This window comes from Arthrobacter sp. 08Y14 (genome assembly GCF_002929455.1).
GTDB classification, from domain to species: domain Bacteria; phylum Actinomycetota; class Actinomycetes; order Actinomycetales; family Micrococcaceae; genus Arthrobacter_B; species Arthrobacter_B sunyaminii.
The window spans coordinates 95,056-113,415 of record NZ_PJIX01000005.1 but is presented as its reverse complement, the minus strand read 5'-3'; the positions used below and the strand labels follow the sequence as shown (position 1 = coordinate 113,415).

Sequence of the window (18,360 nt, the reverse complement as noted above, 5' to 3'; positions counted from 1 at the left end):
AACGGGCTATTCCGGTAGGGCGGAAGACGCAAATGACAGAGCTGTTATTCACCAACTAACATGGGTGGTGAAACCGTCAACTATCTGGGAGCATTCTGTGGCCGAAACAACCGAAGCCTTCTCGCTTGACGGCGCGGTTGACCCCGACAGCCCGCTGGGGGAACAGGAACAGCAGATGCTGGCCTTGGAACGGGCCTGGTGGAAGTACGCCGGTGCAAAGGAACAAGCCATCCGCGAGCTGTTCGGCATGTCCGCCACACGCTACTACCAGGTCCTCAATGCGCTGATCGACACCGAGGACGCCCTGGCTCACGACCCTATGCTGGTCAAGAGACTGCGTAGACTACGAACAACCCGTCAGCGCGCGCGCACCGCCCGTCGTTCAGGCTCTGACGTCTAAACCGGCGCCACCTGAGACCAAGGACTGATACCTCACCATGAGCAATTACCCCCGGGATGAGTTCGACAAGGTTCCCGAAACGTCGTCGCGCCAGGGCGTTCACCGGGAACGGCTGATCCCTTCGCGCTCCAGCGGACTCGGCCTGATCATCACCGTTGGCGTACTCGCCCTGGTGCTTGGGGTGGCGGCTTATTTTGTCCTTCCCCGCCTGGGCATCGGAGCGGACGACGGCGACAGGGCGCCCGCCGCAGATTCCTCCGCTTCCGTAGAATCCCCGGAACCGCAGGCCTCTGAACCCGGGCCGAGTACGGAACCAAGCCCGTCCGCCACTGCCGCACCGAGTGCTGAACCCGCACCCACGCCTTCCCCCACACCTTCACCCGCGCCGGTCGCAGTGGACCGGAGCCAGCCCGTAGTGGTCTTGAACGGAAGCGGAATCGGCGGTTTGGGAGCCAGCGTGTCAGCCCGGCTGGGAGCCGATGGCTGGACTACGGCGCAGGTTGCCAACTGGGGCGGACAGCTGCTGCAGGGATCGATCATTTTCTACGGCACCGAGGACCAGCTGCCCAATGCCCAGGAGCTGTCGCGGCTGTTGGGGATTCCCACCGTCGTTCAGTCGCCGGACTTCACGCTGGTCACCGTGGTGCCCGGCCCGGGATTCCAGTAGCAGCCAAACTGCCTCCTGCTGCGTAAATACTCCATAACAATCCTGCACGGCACCGGGCGGTCCGGCCTGCACTGGCTACAGTGAGTGCCAGCCGTGCCGCGCAGGATCCGGAGCCGGCAGAAACGGCTCCGCGCTCCGGACTGCTCTGTGCGCCGCGGCCAGTTCCGCCATGATCACCGTGGCTGGACTTTCGCTCGCAAAGAAGGTGGGAGAAACGCACATGGCGCAGGGGATCGTCAAATGGTTCAACGGGGAAAAAGGCTACGGATTCATTACCGTGGACGAAGCACAGACTGATGTTTTTGTGCACTGGTCGGCAATCCAGGCGTCCGGATACCGCACCCTTGAAGAGGGCCAGCGCGTGGAGTTCGACATCGGCGAAGGCCAGAAGGGGCCGCAGGCGGAGGACGTCCGCACCGTGTAGCTGCCGGTGCCGGGTCGCCAATCCTATGACTGCCCTGCGGACACGGACACGGAACCGTGGATGCTGTTGCCTGTGACGCGCCAAGCACCGAGCCGTGATCGCTTGCACTCAGTGTGCGGGAGTGCTAATTATTGAGTTAGCACTCTTGCCGTATGACTGCTAAAAGCGGTTGGCGTTGAGTGAAAGAGCAAGCCACTGAGGTGAGGGCCTGCGGGAGCGTAAAGAGATCGCTCCTGTTGGCCCGTCCGTCGCGGGCACCGCAGTCTGGAATGCAACATCTAAGCACCCAGCATGACTGTTCCGGAAGGACGAAAGCCGTTATGGCCAAGATCATTGCATTTGACGAAGAGGCACGCCGCGGCCTCGAGCGCGGACTGAACATCCTCGCCGACGCCGTGAAGGTTACCCTCGGCCCGCGTGGCCGCAACGTTGTCCTTGAGAAGAAGTGGGGCGCCCCCACCATCACGAACGACGGCGTATCCATCGCCAAGGAGATCGAGCTCGACGATCCCTACGAAAAGATCGGCGCAGAGCTGGTCAAGGAAGTTGCCAAGAAGACTGATGACGTTGCCGGTGACGGTACCACCACGGCAACGGTCCTCGCCCAGGCACTGGTCAAGGAAGGCCTGCGCAACGTTGCTGCCGGCGCCGACCCGCTGAGCCTGAAGCGCGGCATCGAGAAGGCTGTCGAAGCTGTCACGGCCGAGCTCCTCGCCTCCGCCAAGGAAATCGAGACCAAAGAGCAGATTGCTGCCACGGCTTCCATCTCCGCCGGTGACCAGCAGATCGGCGATCTTATCGCCGAGGCGCTGGACAAGGTTGGCAAGGAAGGTGTTATCACCGTCGAGGAGTCCAACACCTTTGGCCTGGAGCTTGAGCTCACCGAAGGCATGCGCTTCGACAAGGGCTACATCTCCGGTTACTTCGTCACCGACGCCGAGCGCCAGGAAACGGTCCTCGAGGATCCGTACATCCTGATCGTGAACTCCAAGATCTCCAACGTGAAGGACCTCGTTGCCGTTCTCGAGAAGGTCATGCAGTCCGGCAAGCCGCTGCTGATCATCGCCGAAGACGTCGAAGGCGAAGCCCTGGCAACCCTGGTGGTCAACAAGATCCGCGGCACCTTCAAGTCTGTTGCCGTCAAGGCTCCGGGCTTCGGCGACCGCCGCAAGGCCCAGCTGGCTGACATTGCCATCCTCACCGGTGGCCAGGTCATCGCCGAGGAAGTTGGCCTGAAGCTGGAGAACGCCACGCTGGACCTGCTGGGCAAGGCCCGCAAGGTGGTAGTCACCAAGGACGAGACCACGATCGTGGAAGGCGCCGGTGACCCCGAGGAAATCGCGGGCCGCGTCAACCAGATTCGTGCGGAAATCGAGAACTCCGATTCTGACTACGACCGCGAGAAGCTGCAGGAACGCCTGGCCAAGCTGGCCGGCGGCGTTGCAGTCATCAAGGCCGGCGCTGCGACTGAAGTCGAGCTCAAGGAACGCAAGCACCGCATTGAGGACGCTGTCCGCAACGCAAAGGCTGCTGTTGAAGAAGGCATCGTCGCCGGCGGCGGCGTGGCCCTCATCCAGGCCGGCCTCAAGGCCTTCGCTAACCTGAACCTCGAGGGTGACGAAGCAACGGGCGCCAACATCGTCCGCGTTGCCATCGACGCCCCGCTGAAGCAGATTGCCTTCAACGCCGGCATGGAGCCGGGTGTTGTCGTGGACAAGGTCCGCGGCCTGCCCGAAGGCTTCGGCCTGAACGCTGCCACGGGCGAGTACGAAGACCTGCTGGCTGCCGGCGTCAACGACCCGGTAAAGGTAACCCGCTCTGCCCTGCAGAACGCGGCTTCCATCGCCGGTCTGTTCCTCACCACCGAAGCCGTTGTTGCCGACAAGCCTGAGAAGGCTGCTCCGGCAATGGGCGGCGGCGATGACATGGGCGGCATGGGCGGCATGGGCGGCTTCTAGCCCCACGCCGATTCGTTCCCAAGGGCCGCCATGAGCCGGCGGGACGGATCACCATGACGCGGTTTTGAGAAGGCGCGGCACCTGCGGGTGCCGCGCCTTCCTGTTATTGGGAACTGCCCGTCTCAGCGCGGATACAAGGCCTCTCAGCGCCGATACAAGGCGTCTCAGTGCCGAAACAGGGCGACGTTTGCCGCTTCAGTTTCGGCGTACTGGGCCGAGGCATGTCCGAGTGCCAGATTGATGCTTGCCAGGGACTCTTCGACTTTTGCCTGTGTGCTCCGCCAATCGGCCACGAGCGATTGAAAGTTGGCCGACGCCTGTCCCTGCCAGGACTCGCTTAGAGCCTGCAGGCCGGACTGCATTCGGTTGATGTCTGACTGGAGCCGGTCGATGGTTCCGCGCACCTCGGTGCTCTTGGCGTCCAGGATCTCGCTGTCCACTGATACCAGTGCCATGGTTGTCTCCGTTCAAAAGCTGTTCCGTTGGTCAATGTCAAAAGCTCAATGAGCTTTGACACTAGGCCGGTCGGGGAATTGAGGACGACCGTCCGCTGGAGGCTGTGGGCAGCTTCGGCCCAGCCTCGCGCCGGCCACGTCTGTGGAGGGGCCGGCAACCCGGACTAGTCGTTGTCCGGCCGCTCCCCGGCGTCGTCATCGAACTCCTCCGGAGCGCGGTAGGGCAGGCGGATGGACATTGTGGCGCCGCCGCCCTCAGTTTCGGAAAGGCGGACAGTGCCGTCATGCTGGGCCACCAGCGCGGCCACAATGGCCAGACCAAGGCCGGTACCGCCGGTTTCGCGGTACCGGGAGGAATCGGCCCGGTAAAAGCGTTCAAAAACCCGTGCCGCATCTTCTTCCGAGATGCCCGGTCCGTGATCCCGAACCTCCAGCACGGCGTCGGAACGGTTGTGGATAACCGGAGCCACCCCCACGGCGATCTCGATGGGAGAACCGTCAGGGGTGTAGCGCAGCGCATTGGTCATCAGGTTTGCCACAACCTGTCGCAGACGGGCCTCATCACCGATGGTGGGGGCCGGACGCGGCTGCTGCCCGTCCAGGCCCACCACACGGATGTCACGTCCCGGCGCGCTGGCGCGCGCGTCCATGGCCGCATCATTCCCAAGGAGCATCAGGTCCACGGGCGCGTATTCCAGCGGGCGCTGTTCATCAATTCGGGCCAGGGTAAGCAGGTCTTCGACCAGCTGGCCCATCCGCTTGGCCTCACTCTCGATGCGGCCCATGGCGGCGCCGATTTCCTCCGGTTTCTGCAGGGCTCCGTGGCGGTAGAGTTCGGAGAATCCGCGGATGGTCACCAGCGGGGTGCGCAGCTCGTGGGAGGCGTCCTGGACGAAACGGCGCATCTTTTGTTCCGACTTGGTTCGCGCAGCAAACGCCGTTTCAATATGGGCCAGCATGGCGTTGAGGGACCGCGAGAGCCTGCCGATTTCGGTTGCCGGGTTGCCCACATCCACGCGCCGGGACAGATCGCCGGCGGCAATGGCTGCCGCCGTCTTCTCCACCTGGCTGAGCGGGCGGAACTGGCGGGTTACTGCCCAGTACGCGATCCCAGTGGCACCCAGAGTGCCCAGCAGCCCCACCGAGAACACCAGCGATGCTGCTTCATCGACTGTGGTGGCAACGGAATCCAGCGACAGTGCCACCACAACGGATCCCGGAACATTCTCCAGCGCGAATACCTTCAACCGCCAGCCCTTGCTGCCCGGGGCGGTGCCGGGCACGGTCTTCCCCGCCTGTTCCAGCTCCAGGACTTCCTGAGCGGTGTAATGCGGCACAACGGGCCTGTCGTCGTCGGGATCGCTGTGGGTTTCCGGGCCGTAGCTGCCGTCATCGCGGAGGTAGAGTCCGTAGAACTGGAAGAGCGACGCGTCGCCGTTCTGGCCCTCCGAGACGAGATAGCGAGCAACGGCCGGCGCGTTGTCATCGATTTCCGCGTCCAGGCGCGTCACCAGGATTTGGCGCAGTACATAGATGGTGGCCAACCCCGTGATGGTGACGGTGATGACCATCAGGACTGCCATGATGGCTACGAGCTGGGTGCGCAGCGAGGCAGATTTCCAGCGGCGGAGCAAGGCTTAGCGCTTCTCCGACGTACGCAGCAGGTAACCCACCCCGCGCTTGGTCTGGATCAGGGCGGGCGCATCCGGGCTGCGGTCAATCTTGCGGCGCAGGTACGAAATGTAGGACTCCACAATGGAGGCGTCGCCGTTGAAGTCGTACTCCCAGACATGGTCCAGAATCTGGGCTTTGGACAATACCCGGTTGGGATTAAGCATCAGGTAACGGAGCAGCTTGAACTCGGTGGGGGAGAGATCAATAGTGACCCCGCCGCGGCGGACTTCATGCGCGTCATCGTCAAGCTCGAGATCATCGACGCGCAGGACGGCGTCGTCGTCGTCGAGCGGCTGGGTCCGCCGCAGCACAGCGCGGATGCGTGCCACGACTTCGTCGAGGCTGAACGGCTTGGTGACGTAGTCATCCCCGCCTACGGTCAGCCCGGTGACCTTGTCCTCGGTGTCGTCCCGGGCCGTCAGGAAAACCACCGGGAAATGCCGACCGGCCGCCCGCAGGCGCCGGGTGAGGGTGAACCCGTCCATGTCCGGGAGCATGACGTCCAGGACCGCAAGGTCCGGGGCATGCTCCTCCACGGCGGCAAGGGCTTCCCGCCCGTTTCCGGCGGCTACTACGTCGAAGCCGGCGAAGCGAAGGGAGGTGGAAAGGAGTTCGCGAATGTTGGGCTCGTCGTCAACGACCAGGAGACGGGCTTCAGGTCCGGATGATTTATTCACTGAATCAGTTTCTTACATTTAGCTGTGCATTGTCTGTAGGTAGGCCCGACAGTTGCTGACTGTGAGCTGGTGTCTGGCGTCTAAACCGGCTTTTCGATGTCCGCGGCGTCGAGAATGGAGTAGGCGTAGCCCTGTTCAGCGAGGAAACGCTGCCGTTTAGCCGCGAAGTCCTGGTCCAGGGTGTCCCGGGCCACCACCGTGTAGAAGTGTGCCGCCTTGCCGTCTGCCTTGGGACGCAGCAGCCGGCCCAGCCGCTGGGCCTCTTCCTGCCGGGAACCGAAGGACCCGGACACCTGCACGGCCACTGACGCTTCCGGCAGATCGATGGAGAAGTTGGCAACTTTGGAAACCACCAGGGTGGTCAGCGTGCCGTCCCGAAACTCGTTGAACAGCCGCTGGCGTTCCTTCACCGGAGTGTCACCCTTAATGACCGGGGCATCCAGGCGCTCCGCCAGCTCATCCAGCTGGTCCAGGTACTGCCCGATCACCAGGGTCTGCTCGCCGGCATGGCGGCGGACCAGCTGTTCGACGACGCCGGTCTTGGTTTCCGATGTCGAGCACAGGCGGTACTTGTCTGCGTCTTCTGCCATGGCGTAGGCCACCCGCTCATCGCGGGGCAGGTCCACCCGGACCTCGACGCATTCGGCCGGGGCAATGTAGCCCTGCGCCTCAATGTCCTTCCACGGCGCGTCGTAGCGCTTGGGGCCGATCAGCGAGAAGACTTCACCCTCGCGTCCGTCCTCGCGTACCAGCGTGGCGGTCAGCCCGAGGCGGCGGCGGGCCTGCAGATCCGCCGTCATCCGGAAAATCGGCGCCGGCAGCAGGTGCACCTCGTCATAGATAATCAGGCCCCAGTCATTGGCGTCCAGCAGCTCGAGATGCGGATACAGCCCGCCGCGCTTCAGCGTGAGCACCTGGTAGGTGGCGATGGTGACCGGCCGGACTTCCTTCACCGCCCCGGAATATTCGCCAATCTCATCTTCGGTCAGCGACGTCCGCTTGAGCAGCTCGTCCTTCCACTGCCGGGCCGAGACCGTATTGGTGACCAGGATCAGGGTGGTGGTTGAGCTGGTGGCCATGGCCGCGGCCCCAACCAGCGTCTTCCCCGCGCCGCAGGGCAGGACGACGACGCCGGATCCGCCGGCCCAGAAGTTCTCCGTGGCGAGCTTCTGGTACGGGCGCAGCGACCAGCCGTCCTCATTGAGCATGATGGGGTGCGGGGTGCCGTCCACGTAACCGGCCAGGTCCTCGGCAGGCCAGCCAAGCTTCAGCAGCAGTTGCTTGAGCTGCCCGCGCATGGAGGACTGCACCACCACGGTCTCGCCGTCGATCCTCGGGCCGAGCAGCGGCTGGATCTTCTTGGCGTGCATCACTTCTTCCAGCACCGGGTAGTCAGTGGTGCGCAGCACCAAGCCGTGCTGGGGGTCCTTCTCCAGCCTCAGCCGTCCGTAGCGGGACATGGTTTCCTCAATGTCCACCAGCAGCGAGTGCGGCACCGGGAAGCGGGAGTAGGTCAGCAGGGTGTTAAGGACCTGCTCGGCGTCGAGCCCCGCGGCCCGGGCATTCCACAGGCCCAGCGGCGTCAGCCGGTAACTGTGGATGTGCTCAGGCGCCCTTTCAAGCTCGGCAAAGGCGGCGATGGCGTGCCGCGCCTCTGTCGATTGGGCATGATCCACCTCCAGCAGAATGGTTTTATCACTCTGGACAATCAATGGTCCGTCAGCCATGCGCCGGGGTATCCTCCACTATTTCGACATCCATGATTCGGTGCACCGACACCACTCTCTCCACGTCCCGGCGCGGATCAAAGACCCGCACCCGTCCGTCGGTGACTGATAAGGGAACGAAAATTTCCTGCCGCTGATTCCCCTGGCTGTCCACGACACCCATCCGGACCGAGCTGCGGGTGCGGATGGCTTCGCGGAGGATTTCCAAGCCGATCAGGGGCTGGCTTTCACTGCGTCCGGCGACGGGGGGTCCGGAGCCGCGCAGGGCTGCCAGCTGGTCCGCAATATCCTCGTCCGTCAGTTCCCAGGGATTGAGCCGGGTGCGCGACGACGCCGGTACGGTGATGGGCGGATGTGCGTGGGATCCGGCCACCGGGCGGGCACGGCCCTCCAATGCGGGCGTGTATCCGAGCTCGCGCAGGGTATGGGAGAGCTCCTGCGGGCTTGCCACGGAGCCGATGACGGTGGGTGACAGCCGCACCAGACCCAGGGCTGCTGTGCCGGGATCGACCATCAGGCCGGAGAGCCCGTCCTCGTCGTCGCTTCGGAGGTAGGAAGCCATGGCACCGACCCGGAGCCGTCCATAGCGGGCAGAGGTGTCTTCCACCAGGTACCTTAACGGCTGGGGGACTTCCGTGGCTGAATGCCGGCGCAGGAAGTCCAGGATGTCCGCGGCGCTCTGCCCGTCATCCAGGGCGCGGCGGATGGAGTCAGCGCTGAAGCGGTAGATGGTGGCAGGGCCCTGGCCCTCAGCCACAGCAATGGAAGCGAGCTTTCGGGCGACGCCGGGCTCCAGGTATCCGGGAGCGACAGCCGTCAGGTCCGCCTGCAGCAGGAAGGAGTTCAGCGGTTCCGGAAGGGCATTGCGCAGGCGTTCCACCGCAGTGTCCCAGTCGCCGGCGGCAACGGCGGAGCCCAAGCCGGTGAGGGCCCCCGATCCGAGCAATCCCAACTGGGCGGCTTCTTTGAGGATGCCGGGAACCAGCCGCGCAAAGCGGCGCTGAAGCCGGGGCTGGTGCCAGGTCAAGGCACCCACGAGGGATTCTCCGTCAAGGGCTCCGGTGGAACCTTCCTCAGCGGTGTCCTCCTCCAGCATGGCGGAAAGCATCTCCAGCGACCGTTTGCGCACCAGCGGCGCATCGGGTCGGGATGCCTCGGCTGCCAGGGCGTTGACAGCTCCGCCGCCGGGCAGCGGACTGCCCACCAGGGAGGGAGCACGGTCTGCCTCCAGCCATGCGCTCACCAGCTGCTTCCACTGCTCATGCCGGTCCAGGGTCAGCCAGGTCTCCTCAGTGACGCACCAGCGGGAGGTGGTGACGTCCAGAGACAACAGGCCGGCCAGTGCGGCCAGTTCCAGCAGCCAGGCGGTGGAGGGCACATCAACGCGCAGTGCTTCCGAAACCCGGCGCACCTCCCGCACTCCCACTCCGCCTGAGCGCAGTGTGCTGATCGGTGTTGACGCGGCGAGGGTCAGCAGTTCGGTGACCAGCCGCAGGGTTTCGGCCACTGCCCCGAAAGCGGCATTGTCCCGCACATTGTTGGAGACACGCCGGGTTGCCGGAACGGGAGGTGAAAGCTTGAAATCAGAAACAATGACGTGACCCCGGGAGGCCTGGCCCACGGGGCGGGGAAGCTCCACATGCAGCGCATCCAGTGGAACCAGAAGTCCGCGGGCTATCAGCCACTCCACGGGTGTGGGGGAAGGATTATCAAGCACGGCACGGCCCAGCGCGGCCTTTTTGGGGATGGTACCCACCGGGGAGTACTTGAACCGTCGGAGGAGGTCGAGGGTTTGCTGCGGCGCATCGGCCATCAGCATGCTCCAGCCGGCCGGATCCGAAACCAGGTGGTGCAGCGAGTGGGCCGCGGTGGCAGGGGTGTCGGCCCTTTCCATGGGAATGCCGCTTTGGCGCAGTCCCTCCACAATGCCCACGAGCCGCTGGCCGAATTCCGGTTGTTGGACTGCAAGCGTGGAATAGGGCCGGCCCAACCCCGCGGGGTAGGCGCCCAGGGCTTCCCCCAGCACTGAGACCGGCAAATAGAAGCGGCGTCCGGCGTCGGCCCTGGGCGCTCCGGGGTGCGGAGTGGCGCGGCGCAGCAGGGCAAGTGCGTGCAGGTGGTTAAGGATGCCGTCCAGGGCCTTGATGGTGGACCCGGCTATGGCGCTCTTCAGCCACGACGCCGTGGTGCTGAGGTGTGAGTTTTCATTGGTCGTCAGGTCCACGGCCTCCAGGACCTGCAGCTCGGGGGAAGTGAGCTTTTCCAGCACGCGCTGGACGCTGATCCGTGTTGACGCACGGGCCGCAAGGGCTTGGAAATCAGGGACCGGAGGCAGGACCAGGTCTGGTCGGGCCGCAAGCAATTCACGCAGTTGGTCGTCACTGCGTGCAGCTAGATCTTCGGCTAAAGCTCGGATCGCGGACATCGTCTCCACGTTACCCGACCAGGAACCAAAACAAACGGCTTAGCCGCGTCGCCTGCGGCGGATTCCGTCAATTATTAGGCCTGCCATCAGGAGGAATGCCGCCGGGAGCAAATAGATGGCCCCCGCGGCGAAGCCCGGCCAGACGCTCTCGCCGCGAAGAGCAGAGAGGAGAACAACTCCCAGGCAGAGCAGGCCCAGGACAGCCAGCGTCGCGGCCGTGCCCGAGAGTACCCGTCGCACGATGGACTTCTGGGGGGCGGTGCGTTGCGGTGTCTCGCCGGGCGAAGGCGTGCGGGTGTCCATGGGCTTTAACGCTAACAGCGGAAACGGTGCCCTCCAAAGGTTGGGCACGGAGAAGGATTACCCGGGCGGGATATTCTAAGGGGACAGACTTCCCCGTAGTATCTCTCCCGTAGTATCTGGCAGGCCCGCATTAAGTGGAAACAGTTGCCGCGCACCAGTGCTGCACGCGGACGGAAATTACGGGATGCGGACAATGCGGCAGGCATCTGCTGCACTCAACAGCTAAGAACGAGGTAACCGAAGTGCCCATCGGCAAGGTCAAGTGGTTCGACACTGGTAAAGGTTTTGGGTTTCTGGCCACAGACGAGGGTCAGGAAGTATTCCTTCATGCCTCGGCGCTTCCGGCCGGTGTCACCGAGGTAAAGCCCGGTACCCGCATGGAGTTTGGTGTTGCCGACGGGCGGCGGGGGCCACAGGCCCTCTCGGCCCGGATCCTGGAGGCTCCGCCGTCGGTGGCCCGGGCCACGCGCAAGAGCGCGGATGACATGGCAATCATTACCGAAGACCTTATTAAACTGTTGGATGCAGTCTCGAACGGCCTGCGCAAGGGCCGGTATCCGGATAAGAAGCATGCCACCAAGGTGGCGGCCGTTCTGCGTGCCGTTGCCGATGACCTGGACGTATAAGGCGGAGTCGCTGCATGAGCACTAGCGCAACAGAATCTTCCGAAACAGTTTCCGCGGCAGCTGCTGCCGACGGAACCCAGTCACCTGCCAAGGCCCCCCGCCGCGTACGCCGGCCATCGAAGCCGGACGCGGTTTTGGCAGCAGCCGTTGAAACGGCCCGCGCAGGGCTTCTCGAAGTTGTCCCGGCTGAGCAGATCGGCTCCTACATTGGTGCGTTTCCCGACGCGGAGCGCCTGGTAACGCACCGTTTTGAGTCCCTGCGCCCCGGCTACAACGGCTGGCACTGGTATGCCACGGTGGCGCGGGTGCCGCGGGGCAAAGCGGCGACGGTGTGTGAGGTGGGCCTGCTGCCCTCGGAACATGCTGTTCTGGCTCCGGAATGGCTGCCGTGGTCGGAACGGCTGCGTCCGGAGGACGTTGCGGCTGAGGAAGCCGCCCGTGCGGCGCAGGAACGCGAACAGCCCGACGGCGACGGCAACGCAGCAGACGATGCCGCAGACAGTGCCGGGGACGGCACCGGCCAGGACGGGGCAGCGCAGGAGGATCGTTAAACCAGTGGGTCCGGGGGAAATCATCAAGTCTTGTTTATCCGGTGGTGAGCTTTGTTCCGGTCGCTGAGGTTCTTTAACTACCGCATCTGGTTCCTGGGTGCGCTGGTGTCCAATATCGGCACCTGGATGCAGCGGACCGCCCAGGACTGGCTCGTGTACGACATCCTCACGGACCAGGATGCCGCCGCGATGGGCATCGTCATGGCCCTGCAGCTCGGCCCCCAGCTGGTGCTGGCTCCCTGGGCCGGCTTGATTGCCGACACTTACAACCGGCGCAAGGTGCTGGTCTTCACGCAGGTGGCCATGGCCGCTCTGGGCCTGGGGCTGGGGGTGCTGGTCCTTTCGGGCGCCGCCCAGCTGTGGCACGTCTACGCGTTTGCGCTTGCGCTGGGCGTGGTCTCCGCCGTGGACGCGCCGGCCCGCCAAAGCTTCGTTTCGGAAGTCGTGGGTGAATCCGACCTGCCCAACGCCGTTGCCCTGAACAGTGCCTCCTTCAACGGTGCCCGCATGGTCGGCCCCGCCGCAGCAGGACTGCTGACGGTTGCGGTTGGCCCGGGCTGGGTCTTCCTTATTAACACCCTCACCTTCGCTGCCATGGTCATCGCCCTGCTGAAGATGCGCAGCAGTGAACTAAGGGTTCTGCCCAAAGCGGCTCCGGGCAAGGGGCGCATCAGGGCGGGTTTGCAGTACGTCCGGCTTCGCCCCGACCTGATGATGGTGCTTTTGGCCGTGTTTATCGTGGGCACCTTCGGGCTCAACTTCGCCGTCTTCATTGCGGCCATGGCCCGCACCGAGTTCGGCCAGGACGCCGGAATCTTCGGTTTGCTGAACTCGGTCATGGCCATTGGCTCGGTGTGCGGGGCGCTGCTCTCGGCACGGCGGGACAAACCGCGGCTGCGTTTTGTCTTCGGTGCGGCTGGGGCTTTTGGTGCAGCCTGCCTGGTGGCAGCCTCAGCGCCCACCCTGTTGTGGTTTGCCGTGTCGCTCATTCCGGTGGGACTCTTTGCGCTCACCCTGATGACCAGCGCCAACGCCTATGTCCAAACGACCACCACCCCGGTGATGCGCGGGCGGGTGATGGCGCTGTACTTCGCCATCTTCATGGGAGGAACCCCCATCGGTGCTCCTCTGGTGGGCTGGGTATCCAACAGTTTTGGGCCGCGCTGGAGCCTGGGCGTAGCGGCCGCATCCGGGCTTATCACCGCCGTGGTGGGTTTCGTCTGGGCATGGCGGGCGCACCACCTGCGGATTCACTATGACCGGGCTCTTCCCCGGCGGCTCCACATGACCACCAGTGAGACAGAGCAGGACCCGGGCCTGGTCTAAAGGCCGGGTCCTGCTGGTTGGCTCTCTCGCTGTCCGGGGGAATTACCGGGTGTGTTCGATGACGTAGTCAATGCACTGCAGCAGCGCGCTGACGTCGTCCGGCTCGATGGCCACGAACGTTGCGATCCGCAGTTGGTTGCGGCCGAGCTTGCGGTAAGGCTCCACGTCCACGACGCCGTTTGCGCGGAGCGTCTTTGCGATTGCCGCCGCATCAATGCTGTCGTCGAAGTCAATCGTGGCAATGACATTGGAGCGGTCCTCGGGCCGGGCCACGAAGGGAGTGGCCAGAGGGGAAGCTTCCGCCCAGGCATAGATCCGGCCGGCGGAGTCCGCTGTGCGCGCGGTGGCGAAGTCCAGGCCGCCGTTCGCGTTCAGCCATTCGATTTGCGCGTTCAGCGTGACCAGGGTGGACAGCGACGGCGTGTTGTAGGTCTGGTTGAGCTTGGAATTGTCGATGGCCGTCTGCAGGTTCAGGAAATCGGGAATCCAGCGGTCCGTTGCATTGATCTGCGCGGCCCGTTCCAGTGCCGCGGGGGAAAACATGCCCAGCCACAACCCTCCGTCGGAAGCGAAGTTCTTCTGCGGAGCAAAGTAGTACACATCGGATTCCGCCAGGTCCACGTCCAAGCCACCGGCGGCAGAGGTCGCGTCGATGAGGACCAGTGAATCGGCGTCGGCGCCCTGAACACGCCGGACCGGTGCGGCGACGCCCGTGGATGTTTCATTCTGGGGCCAGGCGTAAACGTCCACTCCGGCCTCAGCGACAGCCTCGGGACGGGTTCCCGGGTCAGCCTTGATGATGGAGGACTCCGCGAGGAACGGAGCCTTGTTGGTGGCCGCGGCGAATTTGGAACCGAACTCGCCGAAGGACAAATGCTGTGCTTTTTCCCGAACCAGGCCGAAGGACGCCACATCCCAGAATGCGGTGGAACCGCCTACCCCAAGTACCACCTCGTAGCCGTCCGGCGCGCGAAAAAGGCTGGAGAGTCCCTCCCGTACGTTCCCCACAAGATTACGGACGGGTGCCTGGCGGTGGGAGGTGCCGAGCAGGTTTGCGCCGGCGCGGGACAGTGCTTCCATCTGTTCCGGACGCACCTTGGAGGGGCCGGCACCGAACCGGCCGTCCCGGGGGAGTAGTTCGGCGGGAATCGTTAGCGAGGCGGTTTCGCCCATGGGGTATCGCTCCAAGCGGTAGGCAGGGTGCTCTGATATGCCCTTTTATTCTGCCCCACCGTGCCGTGTCCGGGCCATTTGTGAACTCGCTCAGCAAGGTGCCGGACACCGCTGGAATTATCCGCCCCGTGGGTCAATGAAGTAACGTATTGGCAGTAATCACCTGTGGCGGCGGCGTCCAGCCGTTGTTCTCCTGATCTTCCCTCGAATACATAGGAGCGGCCCTGCCATGACGGACCTCATCGATACCACTGAGATGTATCTGCGGACCATCCTGGAGCTTGAAGAGGAGAACATTGTTGCGCTCCGGGCGCGGATCGCAGAACGCCTGCGCCACTCCGGGCCAACGGTCTCCCAGACAATCGGCCGGATGGAACGGGACGGACTGGTGGTGGTGTCCGGGAACAGGCATCTCGAGCTGACCGAACTGGGCCGGCGCCGGGCAACGGAAGTGATGCGTAAGCACCGCCTGGCGGAACGGCTGCTCTCAGACGTGATCGGCTTGGACTGGGCGTATGTGCATGATGAAGCCTGCCGCTGGGAACACGTGATGAGCGAGCGGGTGGAGCGGCGCCTTTATGAATTGTTGGGCCGGCCCACGGAATCGCCGTACGGAAACCCCATCCCGGGCCTGGAAGAGATTGGCGGAGTAGCCGCCGAACTCTTCCACCACGGAGTCATCAACCTGGTTGCAGCGGTTGCCGCGACTGAGCCCGGAACCAAGCTGCAGCTGGTTCGCCTTGCCGAACCGGTCCAGGTGGAGCCCGAACTGCTCGTCCAGCTTGATGAGGCAGGGCTGCGCCCGGGTGCGGAACTTACCGCCGAGACGGTGGCCGGCTACATCTCCGTGCGCGTACCAGGGATTGAAGGGGCGCTCGAGCTTCCTCCAGAGGTAGCCAACCACGTGTTTGTTTCCACCGCCGGATAACGGAATGGTCTCTTTTGGCTTCCTTAACCTATAGTGACTTAATGACGTTGAAATAACACCGTTATCCGGGCCTTACGCCGAACCCTGCCACTGGCCCGGAATTTCAGACTTTCAGGCAGGGGCGGAGGACCCATCAATCGGCAGCCAAGGCTGCCTCGGGGTGAAGCCTCCAGCATCAGCACAGCGGCCGCACCACTGGTGTGGCCGGTGGTGAGTGCGGGGCCGAGTTTCTCTACTCGAATCCGACAGCTAACTTCGCAGGCATATGAGAGAGGTATACCTTGTCGAAGCATGCTGCCCCGGGCAGGCGCCGCGCGTCTGCTCCGGCCCCGGCTCCACGCTCCCGGAACGGCCAGACATCCGGCCGCCGCCGCGCGGAAACCAAGAACCACACCCTAGGCGACACCGCACAAAAGGTAGCGATCACAGCGGCAACCTCCGGCCTGATCCTCACCGTTGCCATCCCCACCACCGCCGCCGTCAGCGAGCCCGTGCAGGAACTGCAGGCTGTTGCGGTTGAAGCCCCGGTGGTATCGGCTGATCCCGAAGCGACAGTCAGCTTTGAACGTGCCGCACTCAGCAGCAAATTCGATCCCGAAGCCAAACTCCGACACGTGGTTGTTGCCTCCGGTTCGGAGATCTCTGCAGGCGCGGCCAAGGGGACGCTCGCGAAGCCGCTGGCAGCGGACCTCGTTGAAACGTCGGGCTTCGGCTACCGGGTCAGCCCGATCACGGGCACCGCGGGCGAGATGCACCGCGGCCAGGACTTTTCGGCCGCCTGCGGCACTGACGTCACTGCAGCTGCGTCCGGGACCGTGACCTTCTCGGGCTGGCACGCCTACGGTGGCGGCAACCGCGTGGTTGTGGACCACGGTAACGGTGTTGAAACGACTTACAACCACATGTCCAGCCTTGCCGTTGCTGTGGGAGCCACGGTGGAGCGGGGGGACCTGGTGGGGGCCAGCGGTACCACCGGTGCTTCCACGGGCTGCCACCTGCACTTTGAGGTCATGGTGAACGGCGAAGTTGTTGACCCGCTGGGCTGGCTGTGACCGCAGGATAACCATTCCGTGACCTGAACGTGACATTGGCCAAATGTTGTTGTAAGGTCATCCTCGTGCCTGATCGACCTAAAGATCGGGCACCCTCTAACAGATCGCCGAGCTCTGCCACTGTCTGAGGTCCGTTCGCAACATCGCATGGCAGAGGCGGGGGAACCAAATTCGGGCTTCGCAAGAAGCCCTTGGGGTTAAGTTGCCAGGCTTCACAGCCGGCAACCGGGTGACTCCCATCCGAATCCGACAGCTCACCTCGCAGGCATTGGGAGAGGCAAACTTGTGTCATCAGTAGCTCACGGCCGCCGTCGCGCGGCCACCGTCCAGTCGAGCCCAATTTCAGCATTGTCCCGGGCCGTCACCTCCAATGTGGGAACCATCGGCCGCCAGGCAGCCGTCGTCGTCGCTGCTTCAGGACTCGTCCTGGCCGCTGGTCTTCCCGCCCAGGCAGCCGTCAGCACCGATCGTCAGGCACTCGAGGCCACTCCGCTCAGTGCCGTAACCACCACCGGCGCCGTTTCGGTCTCCGCACAGGCACCCTTCGAACTGGCCACCATTGAGCCGGTCTCTGCTGTATCCGGCGCTGAATACCGTGCCCAGGTTGCTGCGGAAGAAGCAGCAGCGGCTGCAGCCGCCGTAGCCCAGGAGCAGGCAGTTCAGGCCCAGCAGGCTGCCGCCGTTCAGGCGCAGCAGGCCGTAGCCGTTCAGGCCCAGCCCGCAGCCCCGGCCGCCACCAACGCGGCACCTGCAGCGGCTCCGGCCGTCAACACCCCGGCTCCCGCACCTGCTTCGGCTCCTGCTCCCGCAGCCAGCGGTATTGGCGCGGCCCTGGTAGCCTCCGCCTACTCGCAGATCGGCGTTGCCCAGGACTGCACCGCCATGGTGGAGAATGCACTGCGTTCGGTCGGCAAGTCGGTTGGCGACCTGGCTCCCGCGCAGTTCTTCGCATACGGCTCTGTTGTCGGCTCGCCCGAGCCGGGCGACCTCGTCATCACCTCCGGCCACGTAGCAATCTACGTGGGCAACGGTCAGGTAATCAGCGGCGGCTTCGACGGTATGAACACCGTTCTGCACCCGCTGTCCTACCTCGGCGGCGCAAGCTTCGTCCGCGTCAGCTAAGCCCAGTTGCAGATAACGGAGACTTCACTCGCATGACTTCTACAACTGAGCGTGCCCGTCACCGCGCACCGGTGGAACGCACCGCACCGCTGAGTGCACTTGCCCAGGCAGTGTCTGCCAACGCCGGTTCCATGGGACGGCAGGCGGCTGTTGTTGTTGCTGCATCCGGCCTGGTTCTGGCTTCCGGTGTCGCAGCCAACGCAACAGGTTCCGATGTTGCCCGCGACGTTCAGACCAGCACGCTGGACCTGGCCGCTGCCGCACAACTGACGGTTCCTTCCACTGCTTCCGTGAACTTTGACCGTCCGGCCGTTGCCGGTGTCATTACGGCTCCTGAAGCAGTGCAGCCTGAGATTGCCGTGCAGTCCCAGACTGCGCTGCAGACGCCGGCAATGCAGTCCGAGGCAGGGCAGCCCGCGGCAGAGCAGTCCCAAGCGGCAGCCCCGCTGCAGGACGCAACTCCTGCGGGCTACGGTGCACAACCTGCCGTCTCGGCCAGCCCCGCTCCGGTCCAGGACAGCGCTCCGGCGGCCTCCGGTACGGCTTCCATCATTGCAGCGGCTGCTTACGCCCAGCTGGGCGTGTCGCAGGACTGCACCATGCTGGTTACCAACTCACTGGCTGCTGCAGGAATCAGTTTTCACGACTGGCCTGCAGGCTACCTGTCCCTGGGCAGCACCGTCAGCGCCTCACAGGCTGTTCCGGGCGACCTGATCTACTACGCAGACGGCGGCATGGGTATGGCCCATATTGCTGTTTACGTGGGCAACGGCCAGGCCATCCACGGCGGCTTCAACGGAAACTCCACGGTAGTGGCTCCGGCCGAGCTCGGCTCGGGCGGCGTGTACATCCGGGTCCGCTAGAGGGCCTGT

Annotated in this window: 18 protein-coding genes and 2 riboswitches; of the genes, 11 read left to right on the top strand and 7 right to left on the bottom strand. The window is 64.2% G+C overall.

Annotation, left to right across the window (positions count from 1 at the left end):
* The first annotated feature begins 97 nt into the window (after positions 1-97).
* The 4 genes from CXR03_RS17360 (at position 98) to groL (ending at position 3,449) form a co-directional block, all read left to right on the top strand.
* On the top strand, positions 98-400 hold the full coding sequence (locus CXR03_RS17360; protein WP_104056073.1) for a DUF3263 domain-containing protein: 303 nt from the start codon (positions 98-100) through the stop codon (positions 398-400).
* 37 nt (positions 401-437) lie between these two features.
* On the top strand, positions 438-1,067 hold the full coding sequence (locus CXR03_RS17355) for a LytR C-terminal domain-containing protein (protein ID WP_104104982.1): 630 nt from the start codon (positions 438-440) through the stop codon (positions 1,065-1,067).
* Between the two features lie 220 nt (positions 1,068-1,287).
* Positions 1,288-1,491, top strand: a complete 204-nt coding sequence (locus CXR03_RS17350) for a cold-shock protein (protein WP_104056226.1) — start codon at positions 1,288-1,290, stop codon at positions 1,489-1,491.
* 320 nt (positions 1,492-1,811) lie between these two features.
* Positions 1,812-3,449 (top strand): chaperonin GroEL, encoded by a 1,638-nt coding sequence (groL, locus tag CXR03_RS17345; protein WP_104104981.1) that lies wholly within the window; start codon positions 1,812-1,814, stop codon positions 3,447-3,449.
* Between the two features lie 164 nt (positions 3,450-3,613).
* Here the strand turns inward: groL and CXR03_RS17340 are convergent, their stop codons facing one another.
* The 6 genes from CXR03_RS17340 to CXR03_RS17315 form a co-directional block, all read right to left on the bottom strand.
* Positions 3,614-3,904 (bottom strand): WXG100 family type VII secretion target, encoded by a 291-nt coding sequence (locus CXR03_RS17340; protein WP_104104980.1) that lies wholly within the window; start codon positions 3,902-3,904, stop codon positions 3,614-3,616.
* Positions 3,905-4,068: 164 nt separating this feature from the next.
* Positions 4,069-5,538 carry a HAMP domain-containing sensor histidine kinase gene (locus tag CXR03_RS17335; RefSeq protein WP_308470593.1) on the bottom strand — a complete coding sequence of 490 codons (1,470 nt, stop codon included), beginning with the start codon at positions 5,536-5,538 and terminating at the stop codon, positions 4,069-4,071.
* A 3-nt stretch (positions 5,539-5,541) separates the two neighbouring features.
* Positions 5,542-6,255, bottom strand: a complete 714-nt coding sequence (locus CXR03_RS17330; protein ID WP_104056083.1) for a response regulator transcription factor — start codon at positions 6,253-6,255, stop codon at positions 5,542-5,544.
* 80 nt (positions 6,256-6,335) lie between these two features.
* Positions 6,336-7,982 (bottom strand): DNA repair helicase XPB, encoded by a 1,647-nt coding sequence (locus CXR03_RS17325; protein WP_104104979.1) that lies wholly within the window; start codon positions 7,980-7,982, stop codon positions 6,336-6,338.
* Positions 7,975-10,407 (bottom strand): helicase-associated domain-containing protein, encoded by a 2,433-nt coding sequence (locus CXR03_RS17320; protein ID WP_104104978.1) that lies wholly within the window; start codon positions 10,405-10,407, stop codon positions 7,975-7,977. The genes CXR03_RS17325 and CXR03_RS17320 overlap by 8 nt, the downstream gene beginning before the upstream one ends.
* 39 nt (positions 10,408-10,446) lie before the next feature.
* The gene (locus CXR03_RS17315; RefSeq protein ID WP_104104977.1) at positions 10,447-10,710 is read right to left on the bottom strand and encodes a hypothetical protein; all 264 of its coding nucleotides are present in this window, start codon (positions 10,708-10,710) and stop codon (positions 10,447-10,449) included.
* Between the two features lie 242 nt (positions 10,711-10,952).
* On the opposite strand from CXR03_RS17315, the gene CXR03_RS17310 reads away from it, so the two are divergent.
* From CXR03_RS17310 to CXR03_RS17300, 3 genes are read left to right on the top strand one after another with little or no spacing between them, the layout of a single operon-like run.
* Complete coding sequence (locus CXR03_RS17310; protein WP_104056228.1) at positions 10,953-11,336, top strand: cold-shock protein; 384 nt, start codon at positions 10,953-10,955, stop codon at positions 11,334-11,336.
* 14 nt (positions 11,337-11,350) lie between these two features.
* The gene (locus CXR03_RS17305) at positions 11,351-11,887 is read left to right on the top strand and encodes a DUF3027 domain-containing protein (RefSeq protein WP_104056091.1); all 537 of its coding nucleotides are present in this window, start codon (positions 11,351-11,353) and stop codon (positions 11,885-11,887) included.
* 51 nt (positions 11,888-11,938) lie between these two features.
* Positions 11,939-13,213 carry an MFS transporter gene (locus CXR03_RS17300; RefSeq protein ID WP_104104976.1) on the top strand — a complete coding sequence of 425 codons (1,275 nt, stop codon included), beginning with the start codon at positions 11,939-11,941 and terminating at the stop codon, positions 13,211-13,213.
* A gap of 42 nt (positions 13,214-13,255) precedes the next feature.
* On the opposite strand, the gene serC is transcribed toward CXR03_RS17300, so the two are convergent.
* The gene (gene serC, locus CXR03_RS17295) at positions 13,256-14,386 is read right to left on the bottom strand and encodes a phosphoserine transaminase (RefSeq protein WP_104104975.1); all 1,131 of its coding nucleotides are present in this window, start codon (positions 14,384-14,386) and stop codon (positions 13,256-13,258) included.
* Positions 14,387-14,615: 229 nt separating this feature from the next.
* Here serC and CXR03_RS17290 point away from each other — a divergent pair, with 229 nt between their 5' ends.
* The 4 genes from CXR03_RS17290 (at position 14,616) to CXR03_RS17275 (ending at position 18,351) form a co-directional block, all read left to right on the top strand.
* Positions 14,616-15,314 carry a metal-dependent transcriptional regulator gene (locus CXR03_RS17290; protein ID WP_104056097.1) on the top strand — a complete coding sequence of 233 codons (699 nt, stop codon included), beginning with the start codon at positions 14,616-14,618 and terminating at the stop codon, positions 15,312-15,314.
* A 65-nt stretch (positions 15,315-15,379) separates the two neighbouring features.
* Positions 15,380-15,593: riboswitch (cyclic di-AMP (ydaO/yuaA leader) on the top strand.
* Between the two features lie 2 nt (positions 15,594-15,595).
* On the top strand, positions 15,596-16,366 hold the full coding sequence (locus tag CXR03_RS17285; protein ID WP_104104974.1) for a M23 family metallopeptidase: 771 nt from the start codon (positions 15,596-15,598) through the stop codon (positions 16,364-16,366).
* A 95-nt stretch (positions 16,367-16,461) separates the two neighbouring features.
* Positions 16,462-16,648: riboswitch (cyclic di-AMP (ydaO/yuaA leader) on the top strand.
* Between the two features lie 3 nt (positions 16,649-16,651).
* Positions 16,652-17,488: an NlpC/P60 family protein gene (locus CXR03_RS17280; RefSeq protein ID WP_104104973.1), complete on the top strand. Its 837-nt coding sequence runs from the start codon at positions 16,652-16,654 to the stop codon at positions 17,486-17,488.
* Positions 17,489-17,520: 32 nt separating this feature from the next.
* Complete coding sequence (locus tag CXR03_RS17275; protein WP_104104972.1) at positions 17,521-18,351, top strand: NlpC/P60 family protein; 831 nt, start codon at positions 17,521-17,523, stop codon at positions 18,349-18,351.
* The last annotated feature ends 9 nt before the right edge of the window (positions 18,352-18,360 follow it).